Raw genomic sequence first — 13,596 nt, 5'->3', positions numbered from 1 at the left:
TGCCCACCCTGGGGTTGATTATTCTCGACGAAGAACACGACAGCAGCTACAAGCAAGACGTGCCCCCCTGCTACCACGCCCGTACCGTAGCCCGCTGGCGAGCGGAATTGGAAAACTGCCCCCTGGTACTAGGTTCCGCCACCCCCTCCCTCGATACCTGGGTGCAGTGCCAGGGGCTGGGCGACCGCCAGAGGGAAAACCCAGTAGGGTGGGCACTGCCCACCATCAACCCAGAATCCACCGATTCACCCGCAGCCGATTCCCTGAAAAGCCCCTCAAATCAACCTATGGAGGAAAACTCGCCACCTCCATCCACCCATCCACCCATCCACCCATCCACTCTCCCCATCCTCCCATGGACCTACCTCTCGCTGCCCGAACGGGTGCAGGCCCAGCCGCTGCCGACCGTCAATGTGGTAGACATGCGCGACGAACTACAGGAGGGCAACCGCAGCATTCTCAGTCGATCGCTGCAAAAGGCTCTGACCACCATGAAAGCGGAGGGCAACCAGGGCTTGCTGTTCATCCATCGGCGCGGCCACAGCAGTTTTGTGTCGTGCCGCAGCTGTGGCCACGTGATGATGTGCCCCCACTGCGATGTATCGCTGTCGTACCACCAGCCTGGGGCCAACAGCGCTATGACACTGCGCTGCCACTACTGCGGTTTTAGCCAGGGTCACCCCAAACACTGCCCCGCCTGCAGTTCGCCCTACCTAAAGCACTTTGGCAGCGGCACCCAGCGGGTGGTCAACGCCTTGGCCGAAACCTTTCCCGAGCTGAGCTGCATTCGGTTTGACAGCGACACCACGCGGACCAAAGGGGCTCACCGCGCCCTGTTAACCCGCTTTGCCGAAGGCGAGGCCGACCTGCTGGTAGGTACCCAAATGCTGACCAAAGGCATTGATTTGCCCCAAGTTACCCTGGTCGGCATTATCGCCGCCGACGGACTCTTATATATGAATGACTATTGGGCCAGTGAACGCGCTCTGCAAATGCTGATTCAGGTAGCAGGCCGAGCGGGGCGGGGTACTCAACCGGGCCAGGTCTTTTTGCAGACCTATACCCCCGACCACCCGGTTATAGAAGCCGTTACCCGGCACGCCTACGAAGGGTTTATCGCCACAGAATGGGCGCAGCGGCAGATGTTGCAGTATCCCCCAGCCGGGCAAATGATTCTGCTGCGGCTAAGCAGCACCGACCCCGAGGCGGTGCAGAAAACGGCTGAAACCCTGGCCCAGCAACTGGCCCAGCGTCTCAAAGACTTACCCTACCAAATGCTAGGCCCGGCACCCGCCCCCATACCACGGGTGGCACGTCGGTATCGTTGGCATTTGCTGGTTAAGGGGCCGCTAGAGCACCCTCTGCCAAACTTACAAGACCTGAAGCCGTACTGCCCAGCCTCGGTGAGTCTTACCATTGATGTCGACCCCCTCAACCTAGCTTGAAACTAGCTTTTAGGATCCATCTGACTATTTTTTGCTGGAAATGTTGTTAGCATTGCTAACCCCTGTAACAGCCGGTAACAATAGGTCAACGGCCTTCCCACCACCTCCTGGCTGTGATAATTTAGATATATCGAAAACAACTGAATAACTCGCCAGCCCAACTCGGCTTTACCGCCTTAATCAGCTGGTGTTCTAGTCATAACAAACCCAAAAATCGCTTTACAACAACCCTCCTAGAGGTGGTCATTCTCGGCCTTTCCTATCCTAACTGTCGGCCAGACAACGGGTTGTTCAAAGTAACTGTAGTTTAGAGAGTTCGCCCATTCTGTTGAATTCTTTGTTCATTCAAGAGGTGTTTAACTCGGTTAAGCAGCCTATTCCAGCCACGGCAATCCTGACTTTGTCTGGCATGCATACCGCAAATCACTTAACGAAGAGTGGCCACGATGGTCACTCTTCAGTTGTTTAAAGGCTTAAATGGCGATCGCCCCAGCTCCACCAAAATCCTCCGTACCCAAAAAGTGCTGAACTTAAACATCTTTGCTTCAAATTTTATTCAATAGTTTTTTCTTTAGCTATTCAAAATACGTTTATGAGTTCGGGGCATCAGACGTTGTGGCTGGCTTTAATCATTGGCAACAGCCGCTGGCACTGGGGCGCTTTTGAGGGCGATCGCTGGTTAGGGAGCTGGCACACGACTCATCTCTCTGAGGCTCAGGTGCAAACGCTCCAGCGGCATCACTTCGCCCCTGCTACCTGGCCGCAGATCGATCCTCTGGTCGCCCCACCACCTGCTTTAATCAATGGGGCCGCGACTTGGCCAGATTCTCCAGAGCTATGGATGGCTTCCGTAGTCGAGACTCCGGTGGCCTGGCTGGCTGACTATCCGGCGCTGCATCGGGTCACCCTTGCTGAGGTGCCGCTGCACAATACCTACGCCACGCTGGGGGTCGATCGCGCCCTTGCCTTGGTAGGGGCTGGCGATCGCTGGGGCTGGCCGGTGCTGGTAATTGACTGCGGCACGGCCCTGACCTTTACCGCTGGCGTTGACCAGCGCCTGATTGGCGGCGCAATTTTACCGGGTCTGCGATCGCAGTTGCGTGCCCTTCACGCCCATACCGATCAGCTGCCCGCTCTCGATTTAGACCTAAACCAGTGGCCCCAGCGCTGGGCCACCGATACGGCTGGGGCGATCGCCAGCGGCATTCTGCATACTCAGCTGGCAGGCATTCGCGATTTTATTGCCGCGTGGCGAGCCGACTGGCCCTCTGGGACTGTAGTGCTGACCGGGGGGGACGGTGTGGCTATCTACCAAGCCATCACAAAACAGACCCCAGGTCTGGATCAATGGATTAACCTCGATCCAGACCTGGGGTTTTGGGGGCTGAGGGCTTGCCAGCAACAGGGGCTGAAGAGCCTAAAGCCGCTATAGACCGCTAATGCGGTTTCTGTAGGCTGCAGTATCGGTACCGACACCGGCATTGGCGTAGGTGCCAGCGCTGTGCATACCCTGTAGGTTACTGACCCGGTTGCCGGGGTTGGGGTGGGTGCTAAGAAATTCAGCGGTTCTGCCCCCCTCCAGCTTCTGCATAAAGCTAATGAAGCCTGTCGTGTCGTAGCCCGCCCGGCCCAGGTTGTTGAACCCGCGACGATCGGCGTCGTACTCTGCCTCGCGGCTGTTGGGCAGCTGCAGGGCCAGCTGTACACCAATGTTCACCAGGGCATCTTGCCGCACCTCCAAGGCTCCGGCAACGCCACTGGCCAGAGCTTGCTGCCGCATCTGGTTGATAGCGTGACGCCCGGTAATATGACCAATTTCGTGGGCCATGACCCCAGCCAGTTCGGCTTCGTTGGCGGCCGCTTTCATCAACCCGGTTTGAATGTAGACAAACCCGCCTGCGGTGGCAAAGGCATTGACGCTGTCGTCGTCTACTACCTGAAAGGTGTAGGGCAGGTTGGGGCGATCGCTACTGGCTGCCAGGCGCTGGCCAATTTCATTGATATAAGCATTGATGCCTGAGTTGCGGTTATAAACCCGTACTCCCTGGGCCTTAAGCTGACGGTCGATCTGGGTGCCCAGGTTGACTTCATCTCGCTCAGACATATTGCCCAGCTGAACATAGCGAATACCCTGAAAAATCAGGTCAAACAGGCCAGCGTGGGAGGGGGTGGGCGTAGCTAGCCCAATGGTGACCGCCATCAGGGTCGCCATTAAGCCGTATAAACCACGGCGCAGGAAAGAATTCTTTTTGAGATAGGTGAGAGGAGAAAGCATAGAAGCGCCTCGCGTGCCGCTGAGGGTCATGACTATTCCCATCTTGCCCGGCTCGGCCTTTAGCGGCTACAACCAGTGGTCAGTAATAAATTTGGCCCCATTGCAAAGTGGGTACCAAATACGGTTTCCCTACCCATGCCCAGAGCAGACAGGCAACAGATGCCGCAAAGGAGCCTGCCTGTGCTTCAATGGTATCGATCATTCCGCTGTTCTAAAAACCTCACCCCCTCCCTCTGTTGAGGGCACCCCAGCTATGACCCTACTTGACGCTAAAGGTCGCCTATTTGGCAAAGTCAGCATCTTAGATGTGGCGGCGGCGCTGATTATTTTGATGGTGCTGTTCGGCATTTTCCTCTACCCAGGTACCTCAGGGTCGGTGGCACAGGTAGGGGCAACCACCAAGCCGGTTGAAGTAGACGTTATGGTGCGAGGGCTAACCTCCTCCGATCCCGAACGTCTGTTTGAGACCATCAAAAATTCAGACACTACCAACATCATTATTCGTAACCAGCCCTACGGCCAGGTCAAAGTCAAAAATGCTCAGCTGCTACCCCGCAGTACGGCAGTTCCCCAGCCCGATGGCACCGTTATTGCCCTGCCTGACCCGCGCCCAGAGCTTAACTACACCCTCGACATGCTGATTACCCTTGAGGATGATGCTCAAATTACCGACAGTGGGCCAGTGTTTGGCAATAGCAAGGTCAAGGTGGGCACCCAAATTGAGCTAGACGGTGATCTCTATAATTTCAATACCAGCACCGTTGACGTAAGGGTGCTAGAGGATAGTTAACCTAGGGGGAATAGGGGGTGAGTCTCTGAAACCAGTTCTTCAGGGGGATCTAATCTGAGACAATAAAAACCTCACTCATTTGAACCTATTCACCTCGTTGCTATGACTGCCACCTCTATTGCTCCGTCCCGTGTCGATTGGCAAGCTCTGGCAGATCAGGCTTTGGCGGGTGAAGTGCTGAGCCGATCGCAGGCCCAGGCTGTGCTGGCAGCCCCCGATACCGAACTGCTCGATCAGCTGGCGGCGGCCTACCGGGTGCGGCGGCACTACTGGGGTAACCGAGTGCGGCTGCACTTTTTGCTCAATGCCCAAAGTGGGCTATGCCCCGAAGACTGCCACTACTGCTCGCAGTCGAAGATTTCTACAGCAGAAATCGAAAAGTACCCTTTTATGGCCCAGGAGAAAATTCTGGCGGCAGCCGAACGGGCTAATAGCCTCAAAGCGGGCACCTTTTGTATGGTGATCTCGGGGCGATCGCCCTCCGATCGCGTCTTCGGCGACGTGCTCGATGCGGTGCGCCAGGTCAAAGCCCGCTACCCCATGAAAATCTGCGCTTGCCTGGGCCTGCTCAACGAAGCCCAGACCCAGCAACTGGCGGCGGCGGGGGTTGACCGGGTCAACCACAACCTCAACACGGGCGAAAACAACTACGGCGAGATCTGCACCACCCATACGTTTGATGACCGCATCGCCACCCTTGAAGCCGTACAGTCGGCGGGTATGACCACCTGCTCGGGCGGTATCTTTGGCCTGGGCGAAGCCGACGACGACATCATTGATATGGCCCTGGCCCTGCGGCGGTTAGGGGTAACCAGCGTGCCGCTGAATTTCTTGATCCCAATTCCGGGAACGCCTTTGGAGGGGCGGCAGGATCTAAACCCGCGCCAGTGTCTGCGTATTTTGTGCCTGTATCGGCTGCTGCTGCCTGCCCAAGAGATTCGCATCGCCGGAGGGCGAGAAGTGCAGCTGCGGCAGCTACAGCCGCTGGGGCTGTACGCCGCCAACTCAATTTTTGTCGGCGACTACCTCACCACCCCCGGTCAGGCAGCCCAGGCCGACTACGCCATGATTCGCGATGCCGGATTCGTGCTCGAAGGCCCCGACGGTGAAGACATTGAGCTGCCCGAAGTCCCGTAGGGTGGGCACTGCCCACCAGATAAACTTGTGGGATGATCCAGCACCTCCGAAACCGAGGTTGTAGCGCCCCTAGGTCGCCTGCGATCGCATCACCAGATCCACCAGGCTATCCACCAGGCGCTGTGGCTCCATCGGCATAATGTGCTCGCCATGCATCACGCACTGGGTGATGATGAAAAAGACGGTTGCCCCCAATATCACCCGCGCCGTGGCTTCCGGATCGGGCAGGTTGAGTTCTGGACAGCTTTTTAGGTAGGCGGTTAGCTGATCGGCAGCTGGTTTAGTCAGGTACTCTACAAAGGCCTGGGCCAGCTGCGGAAATCGCCCCGACTCGCCTGCCACCAAACGCACAAAGTTTTGATAGTCCAGGTCGTGTAGCTCGCTCTCAATGGCGTTAGTCACCAACCGCCGAATGACGACTTCGGGGCGACCCTCCAGGTTGCCGTCTCCCATCACCTGCTGACAGCGCGACTCGGCCACGTACTGAATCAGCGCTCGAAACAGCCCCTCTTTATCTTTGAAATAATTGTAGACCGTGGGTTTAGAGACCCCAGCTGTAGCGGCTACTTTGTCCATGCTGGTGCCTGCATAGCCATTTTGCAGGAACTCTTGCATGGCTCCCTGCAAAATTTGCACGGCTTTGTCATTGAGCACTGATGGACTTTGAACCACGCCTGACTACCTTCCTAACGTAATTGACTCATGTATAGCACCCGACTACCAAATGCCACAGTAGCCAGGGGCGCTGTCTTTGACCAAACTCAAGCGATCGCTCATCTTGGAGCATCCCTCAGGGACCAAAGCAGTAGTGTATAGCGCTATACCTTCATTTTAACGGTGTATCGATCAAATTTACCAAACCGTTTAGTTTAGCTTTGTCGTTCTAGTGACTTTAGAGATCAACCAAATGATCAAGGCTGGGGGGTGAGGACGATGCCAAGGCCTGATGGCTGCATCAGGCCTTGGCTTTGGTGGCCAGTAGCGCAGGCGATCGCAGGCTGTAGCTAAGATTCCGTAAACTCATCTCTCGGTAGAGCAATTTGATGATTAAGCTAGGGGTGGCCCCCCCTCTTGCGCTCTGCCCATGACCTCGTCTTCTAAAACTAAAACCGCTACCCTCTCCACTACCTATCGCGTCAAGGGCTGGGTGCAGCGGCAGATTAAGCGAGACTGGGTCAAACTATCGCTGGCTGGTCTGTGGCTGAGCTTTGTAGCCGCTCACGTGGCCACCGACTCGGTGCCGACGCAGCTGCTAGAGCGACGGCTGCAAACCCTCTTCTTTGAAATTCGCGGGCCGGTTATCACCCCCAACGACATTGTCATCCTAGCTATGGATGATGAGTCGTTTGGGCAAGCCGAGTATTACCGCACCGATCCCGATCAGTACAGCCATTTGGCACCAATTGCGGGCATTCCTTGGCAGCGCCAGGCCCATGCGATCGCGGTCGAGCGGTTGCTAGATGCCGGAGCCAAGGCCGTAGTTCTAGATATCCTGATGTTTGCTGACAGCAGCTATGGCCCTGCCGATGACCAGGCCCTGGCCGAGGTACTGAACCGCTACGGCGATCGCGTCGTGCTGGCCACCCGCGTCGACGATGCCCAACTGCGCCAAGGGGCCTTAATTCGCCCTACTCAGCCCCTGCCTGAATTGCTCAACACACCTGTTCACACGGGAAATATCAACTTTTTTATTGAACCCAATGGACGCATTCATCGCCACGGCCGTGCCTACCTCAACGGCTTAGAATCCAGCCTGGCCGAAATTGATGCGGTCAGCAGCTTGGAAAGTGACGTTGATAACACACGATCTTTTGCCGAAGCCAGCCTTGATGCCGCTGGTGTTGACTATCCGCCCTACCAGGGCGACTTCATCAACTTCTACGGGCCAACGCGCAGCTTCAGCCACATGCCCTTCTGGTACGTGCTCGACCCCGACCCCTGGTCCGAATACCTCAACAACGGGCGCTACTTTAAAGACAAAATTGTGCTGGTTGGGGCCACGTCTAAGTTGCTGCAAGACTTTCATCAGGCCCCTTTTTCAGAAACCCTTCTGCACCCCGAGGCCATGGCCGGGGTCGAAATTTTAGCGACCGATATTGCTAATTTGCGCAGCGGCAACAGTCTGCGCTTGGGCTTTCCCAGTCCCTGGCTGCGGGGGCTACTGGTATTGGTTGGAGGCACCGGGTTTGTGCTGCTGCTGCGTCGATTTAACCGCCCGATCGCCCGTCTAGGATGGACAGCAGCGGCAAATGGCGGCTGGTTTTGGCTCAGCTATAGCGCGTTTGCCGGGGCCGGGCTGCTGCTGCCAACGGGGGCACCCATAACCGGGTTGATGGTGCTGGGCAGCACCTATATCGTGGCCGATATTGTCACCGAGCAGTTGCGCAAGCAGCGGCTGCGCCAAACCCTGGAGCAGTACGTCACCTCGCCCATTGTGCAGGAAATTATTAGTCAGCAGGACGACCTGCAAGATCTGTTGAAGCTGCGGGAGGCGGAGGTGATTGGCCTACTGTTGGCCAACCGCTACCGAATTGTGCGCCTGCTGGGGTCGGGGGGCTTTGGGGAAACCTATGTAGCCGAAGATACCCAGCGGCCTGGGTCGCCTATTTGTGTCGTGAAGCAGCTGCGCATTATCAGCAATGACCCGAGAGCACACCGTTTGGGCAGGCGCTTTTTCCAGGGTGAGGCCGAAAGCCTGGAAAGCTTGGGCCACCATTCTCAAATTCCCCGGCTTTTGGCCTATTTTGAAGCTCAAAACTCGTTCTATCTCGTTGAAGAAATGATCGAGGGCCGTCTGCTCAAAGACGAGCTGGCCTCCCGCCGCCCGATGCCTCAGACCTACGTGCTCGATCTGCTGCTGGGGCTGCTGCCGGTAATTGCCTTTGTGCACGACCAGGGTGTCATTCACCGCGATATCAAGCCCTCCAACATCATTCGACGGCAGTTAGATGGGCAGCTGGTGCTGATCGACTTTGGGGCCGTAAAACTTATTTCTAACAAACTGGCCGATACCGGGGTCAATCTCACCTCCACCTCTACGGTTGGAGTGGGTACCCAGGGCTATATGTCTAGCGAACAGTCGGCGGGGCTGCCCAAGTTTGGCAGCGATCTCTATGCCTTGGGCATTACCGCCATTGAGGCGCTAACCGGTATTCCGGCCTATGCGCTGCGCCGCGACGTCAATGGCGAGCTGATCTGGCGTCACGAGGCTGCTTCTCACCTCAACCCCGAATTTGGCGATATTGTCAGCCGCTTGGTGCTCTATGACTTTACCGATCGCTACCAACGGGCCGAGGAGGTGCTGGCCGATTTAACTCGGATTGAGGCGGTGGTGCGATCGCAACCTCAACCCGAGGGCACCTCTACCCCCAGTAGCGATGCAGATTTGGGCGCTCCCCACTACGGTGTGCGCATCGATAGCGTTGCCACCGACAATATGGACGACCCTGAAGCGACCGACGACCCCACCCGCATGCTGCCCGGTGACTGGTTTGCCACCGCTGGAGAAGCATCCTCTAGCGATGAAGATGCCAGCAGCGCTGAGGTCAACTCCTAATTCAGATCTCCTTAGGCTTCGGGCTGAGGGATGGTGATATCTATAGGCGTAACGGCGGTATTGGGGGCTAGAGCATCGAGGCCGGGCTGAATATCTGTCGGGTTTCCGACTACCAAAATCACCAGCTGCTCTGGGGACAGGTGAGTTTGGGCCGCTTCTTGCACCTGGGCTACGGTCGTTTCTCGCACCTGGTCTTGGAACTGAAACACAAAATCTTGGGGGTAGTCGTAGTACTCGTAGCGAATTAGCCGTGCCAGGGTTTGATCGGGGCTTTGGAAGTTAAACACAAAGCTGTTCAGTACGGCATCTTTGGCCTGCGCTAGCTCTGTATCGCTGATCGGTGCAGTGCGAATGCGATTGATCTCAGCCAGAGTGGATTGGATAAAGGGCACCGTGGCCTCAGAACGGGTCTGACCACCGCCAATAAACAGCCCTGGATGGTCGTAGCGAGGTGCCCAGAAGGCGTAGACCGAGTAGGCTAACCCCTGGCGCGATCGCACTTCATTAAACAACCGCCCGCTAAAGCCGTTGAGCACCTCGTTCATTACCGCCAGGGCGGCGTGGTCGGGGTAGTCGAGCTCCCCCCCCAGGTGGCCCAGCTGAATGTAGCTCTGGGTCAGCTGAGGCTGCGCCACCCTAAAAACACCGGCCCTGGCTTGTTCTACGGTTGGCAACGTCGTATCCAAAGCCGTTCCCGTCACCTGCCATTCGCCAAAGTAGTCGGCAATCCACTGCTTCATTTGGGCGCTGTCAAAATCGCCTACAATCCCCAAAATAGTCTGCTCTGGACGAATCGAGGCCTGATAAAACTGCTCAATATCCTGCCTGTCAATGGCGGCTAGAGTGGCATACTCCACCGTGCGGGCGTAGGGGCTATCGGCCCCGTACACCAGCTTGCGAAACTCTCGGCTAGTAATGCTGTCGGGGTTATCGTTGCGGCGGGCAATGCTGCCGCTGTACTGGCTTTTCAGCAGACTGATTTTGTCTTCTGCAAAGGCGGGACGCTGCACCACATCGGCAAATAGCGCAAAGACGTCAGCGGTATCTTCACTCAGGGCGCTAAAGCTGGCGCGGCCTTCGCTGGTATCAATGCTGGTTTCAATCGACGCAGCCCGCTGCTCTAGGGCTTGGTTAAGGGCATCGGCATCCAGGCTGGTGGTGCCCCCGAGGCGCATCGCTTCACCGGTCAGGCTCGCTAGTCCAACCTTGCTGGCAGGTTCAAATCGACCTCCCGTGCGAAAGGTCGCGCTACCGCTCACCAGGGGCAACTCGTGGTCTTCGAGCAGATACACCACCATGCCGTTGGGCAACTCATAGCGCTCATAGGTCGGAATCTCAATGTCGCGCAGGGGCGAAAACTCTAGCTCATCGTAGTGGCGCGGGGTCAGGGCGCTAGCGGATGGTTGCCAGGCGAGCATTAACACCCCTAACAACCCGACCAGGGCCAACAGCGGCATCATTCTGCGCCGTAGGCTGCGACGGGTACCCATAAACCAGCTGATCGCGTTCATCACTGTGCGTTCCAATACCGTAGGTCTGAAAGGTGAATACTTTGGGGAGCCTGTTCTGGCAACTCATCACTCTGGCGGTGGATCACGATTGTCAGTTCGTCGGCCCCTCGATCTACTCAGCGGGGGACTGCACCAGCTTGCCCACGGTGCGGTTCTCAGCGCGAAAAAGGCTCTGTGCCACCCGCTGAATATCCGCCGCCGAAACCGCCTCAATGGTCTCAAGGTTGTTGAATATGTTGCGCCAGTCGCCGGTTTTGGCCTGGTACTCGGCCAGCAGCGAGGCCATGCCTCCGTTAGAGTCTAGGCTTTGCAGTAGCCCTGCGCGGGCCTGGGTTTTGACCCGAGCCAGTTCTTCTAAGCCGACTGGCTCCTGCTTCAGCCGCTCTAGCTCCTGGGCAAACAGTGACCCAATCTCCTCGGGGGTATGGCCAGGGGCGGTCAGGCCATAGATCAAAAAGATATTGTCGTAGCGATCGCCCGGAAACCCATTCAAACTACCGATGTCTAGGGCCACTTGAGCGTTGTCTACCACCGTCTTATAAAGCCTGGAGGTGCGCCCCCCCACCAGCAGGCTCTCAATCATGCCGTAGATCATGTGGTCGGGATGATTCAGGCTAGGGCGGTGGTATCCCTCTAAGTACCAGGGCTCAGAGGGCAGCGCCAGAGAAAATTCCCTAGGAGCTGTCTGGGGCGGCTCGTTAATAGTCGGTTCAGGCGGCACCGCCCTAGCCGTATAGCGGCCAAAGTAGACCTCTGCTAGCCTCCGCACCTCGGTTGGGTCAACATCGCCTACCACTGCCACGGTCAGATTGGCAGGGCCGTAGTAGGTGTCGTAAAACGTTTGGATATCATCACGAGTGGCGACAAATAGGTCGTCTTGGTAGCCAATCACCGGGCGGCGGTAGGGGTGACTAACAAAAGCCTCTTCTAAGAACCGCTCAATCATGGTGCCAATGGGCGAATTGTCGACCCGCATGCGGCGTTCTTCAAGAATGACATCCTTCTCTTCGTAAAATTCTCGAAAGACCGGGTCTAAAAATCGCTCTGACTCCAGCGACATCCACAGCTCTAGCTTGTTGGCGGGCAGGCTGTAAAAATAGCGGGTTTCATCGGCGGAGGTGGTGGCATTGAGGCCCACTCCCCCAGCCTGCTGGACAATCTGGCCATACTGGTTTTGCTCGACAAAGCTGGCTGCCTCCTTCTGCAGGGCTACCATCTTCGCCTGTAGTTCAGCGGCTTGGGCCGTGTCGCCTGCGGCTTGAGCCGCTAAAAAATCGTTGAATACGTCATCGAGCTGGGTGAATATTGCCTGTTCAGCGGCAAAGTTTTTGGTGCCGATGCGGCTGGTGCCCTTAAAGGCCAAGTGCTCCAGGTAGTGGGCCACCCCGGTCTTGCCGTCGGTTTCATCCACCGCGCCCACATTGGCGTGAATCATGAACGACACCACCGGAGCCTGGTGTCGCTCCAGCACAATGAACTTCATGCCGTTGTCGAGAGTAAATTCGGTTACTGCCTCGGCCACTCGATCTAAATAGGGCTGAATGGACTGAGTGGTTTGGACCGGCTCACGCGCCGCCGCTGGAGCCATTGGCCACCACAGCCAGAGAGCCACCAGAGCCACCAGGCCTACTAAGGCTGGGCGCAGGCGGCTTAACCCCGCCCAAACACCTCGAACCGTTGGCAGTTTTGCATTCATAAGCTGCACTCAAACAAATGGATTAGACCAGATGGATTAGACTCCGACCTTCAGGATAATTGAGTCTTATGAACAATGACCACTAGACATCATGGTGCCAAGGAGTAAGCCCTGACCCAGCTCGGGACAGTTGTCAAAGCCTCAAATCCTGGGTAGAGTGCCCTTAGAGATTCGTCTACGAACCTGCAAGAGCAACACACTGATCAACGAATTGGGCGATCGCGCTTTTCATTCTCCTAATCGTTACAACATACTTCCAAAGGATGCAGGTTAGGGCAGGTCTGGCTCAGACTGGCAGCCATCATCAATCTGGCATTATTCAGTTACACAAAGGGGGCAGGCTTTGACACAGGCGGTGGATGGCTCAAATCTGAGGCAGTGGGGCCGACGAGCCCTAGCCGCAACCTTCTTGTCGGGCCAGATCGTTATTCACCTGATCTCTCGTCCCATACATCGGCGCAATACTCTAGATCAGATGGCGGCCGTGGGGCCAGAGTCCTTGCTGATTGCCCTGATTACCGCTGCCTTTGTGGGCATGGTATTTACGATCCAGGTAACACGAGAATTTCTCAGCTTTGGGGCCGGGACAGCGGTAGGTGGTGTTCTCGCCCTTACCCTAGCTCGCGAGCTAGGGCCTGTACTAACGGCGGTCATTATTGCTGGGCGGGTAGGGTCAGCTTTTGCGGCTGAAATCGGCACCATGCGCGTTACAGAGCAAATCGATGCTCTGCAAATTCTCAAAACCGACCCCATTGACTACCTAGTCATTCCACGGGTGATCGCCTGCGCGCTTATGCTGCCGCTGCTCAATGTTTTGTCTTTTATTACTGGCATGACCGGCGGGCTGCTGATTGCCACCAACCAGTACGATATTCCGGTCAACGTCTTTTTGGATTCTGCCAAAAATTTTCTGTCCATTTGGGATCTGGTCAGTTCCCTGATTAAGGCGTTTTTCTTCGGCATTTTAATCGCTGTCATCGGCACTAGCTGGGGGTTAACTACGACGGGTGGTGCTAAGGGGGTGGGGCAATCGACGACTACTGCCGTAGTGACCGCCTTACTGGCTATCTTTATCAGCAACTTTTTTCTCTCCTGGCTCATGTTCCAGGGCACCGGCAGCGCGGTCATCAGCAACTTTTAGCGATCGCAGCTGCTCTAGGAACCCGATATCGTTCGGCCTGACGCT

General features: G+C 56.5%; 10 protein-coding genes. 6 read left to right on the top strand and 4 right to left on the bottom strand.

The features are described 5' to 3' along the window. A partial coding sequence (gene priA, locus IQ273_RS07500) for a primosomal protein N' (RefSeq protein WP_194022546.1) occupies window positions 1-1,445 on the top strand: 1,445 nt, incomplete at its 5' end. 592 nt (window positions 1,446-2,037) lie between these two features. Further along, a complete protein-coding gene (locus IQ273_RS07495; RefSeq protein ID WP_194022545.1) occupies window positions 2,038-2,877 on the top strand; it encodes a pantothenate kinase in 840 nt (279 codons plus the stop codon). On the opposite strand, the gene IQ273_RS07490 is transcribed toward IQ273_RS07495, so the two are convergent. Further along, complete coding sequence (locus IQ273_RS07490; RefSeq protein WP_228052505.1) at window positions 2,872-3,720, bottom strand: M48 family metallopeptidase; 849 nt, start codon at window positions 3,718-3,720, stop codon at window positions 2,872-2,874. The genes IQ273_RS07495 and IQ273_RS07490 overlap by 6 nt on opposite strands. A gap of 253 nt (window positions 3,721-3,973) precedes the next feature. On the opposite strand from IQ273_RS07490, the gene IQ273_RS07485 reads away from it, so the two are divergent. Together IQ273_RS07485 and bioB are read left to right on the top strand one after the other, a co-directional pair. Next, on the top strand, window positions 3,974-4,510 hold the full coding sequence (locus tag IQ273_RS07485) for a DUF4330 domain-containing protein (RefSeq protein ID WP_194022543.1): 537 nt from the start codon (window positions 3,974-3,976) through the stop codon (window positions 4,508-4,510). A 102-nt stretch (window positions 4,511-4,612) separates the two neighbouring features. Further along, window positions 4,613-5,647: a biotin synthase BioB gene (gene bioB, locus IQ273_RS07480; protein WP_194022542.1), complete on the top strand. Its 1,035-nt coding sequence runs from the start codon at window positions 4,613-4,615 to the stop codon at window positions 5,645-5,647. Between the two features lie 69 nt (window positions 5,648-5,716). Here bioB and IQ273_RS07475 read toward each other — a convergent pair whose 3' ends face one another. Then, complete coding sequence (locus IQ273_RS07475; protein WP_313898041.1) at window positions 5,717-6,319, bottom strand: TetR/AcrR family transcriptional regulator; 603 nt, start codon at window positions 6,317-6,319, stop codon at window positions 5,717-5,719. A 412-nt stretch (window positions 6,320-6,731) separates the two neighbouring features. Here IQ273_RS07475 and IQ273_RS07470 point away from each other — a divergent pair, with 412 nt between their 5' ends. Beyond that, entirely contained in the window at window positions 6,732-9,203 is a 2,472-nt protein-coding gene (locus tag IQ273_RS07470) for a serine/threonine-protein kinase (protein WP_194022541.1), read from the top strand. 11 nt (window positions 9,204-9,214) lie between these two features. On the opposite strand, the gene IQ273_RS07465 is transcribed toward IQ273_RS07470, so the two are convergent. Together IQ273_RS07465 and IQ273_RS07460 are read right to left on the bottom strand one after the other, a co-directional pair. Further along, window positions 9,215-10,714, bottom strand: a complete 1,500-nt coding sequence (locus tag IQ273_RS07465; protein ID WP_228052503.1) for a pitrilysin family protein — start codon at window positions 10,712-10,714, stop codon at window positions 9,215-9,217. Window positions 10,715-10,826: 112 nt separating this feature from the next. Further along, complete coding sequence (locus tag IQ273_RS07460; RefSeq protein WP_228052501.1) at window positions 10,827-12,410, bottom strand: pitrilysin family protein; 1,584 nt, start codon at window positions 12,408-12,410, stop codon at window positions 10,827-10,829. Window positions 12,411-12,753: 343 nt separating this feature from the next. Here IQ273_RS07460 and IQ273_RS07455 point away from each other — a divergent pair, with 343 nt between their 5' ends. Continuing rightward, complete coding sequence (locus tag IQ273_RS07455) at window positions 12,754-13,551, top strand: MlaE family lipid ABC transporter permease subunit (protein ID WP_194022540.1); 798 nt, start codon at window positions 12,754-12,756, stop codon at window positions 13,549-13,551. The last annotated feature ends 45 nt before the right edge of the window (window positions 13,552-13,596 follow it).

Source organism: Nodosilinea sp. LEGE 07298 (assembly GCF_015207265.1).
Lineage (GTDB): Bacteria > Cyanobacteriota > Cyanobacteriia > Phormidesmidales > Phormidesmidaceae > Nodosilinea.
This window is presented reverse-complemented; position numbering and strand designations above follow the sequence as displayed.

Bases quoted from the DNA above. Each gene is read 5' to 3' on its own strand.
- IQ273_RS07495 (WP_194022545.1), top strand. From the start codon at position 2,038: ATGAGTTCGGGGCATCAGACGTTGTGGCTGGCTTTAATCATTGGCAAC.
- IQ273_RS07490 (WP_228052505.1), bottom strand. From the start codon at position 3,720: ATGCTTTCTCCTCTCACCTATCTCAAAAAGAATTCTTTCCTGCGCCGT.
- IQ273_RS07485 (WP_194022543.1), top strand. From the start codon at position 3,974: ATGACCCTACTTGACGCTAAAGGTCGCCTATTTGGCAAAGTCAGCATC.
- bioB (WP_194022542.1), top strand. From the start codon at position 4,613: ATGACTGCCACCTCTATTGCTCCGTCCCGTGTCGATTGGCAAGCTCTG.
- IQ273_RS07470 (WP_194022541.1), top strand. From the start codon at position 6,732: ATGACCTCGTCTTCTAAAACTAAAACCGCTACCCTCTCCACTACCTAT.
- IQ273_RS07465 (WP_228052503.1), bottom strand. From the start codon at position 10,714: ATGAACGCGATCAGCTGGTTTATGGGTACCCGTCGCAGCCTACGGCGC.
- IQ273_RS07460 (WP_228052501.1), bottom strand. From the start codon at position 12,410: ATGAATGCAAAACTGCCAACGGTTCGAGGTGTTTGGGCGGGGTTAAGC.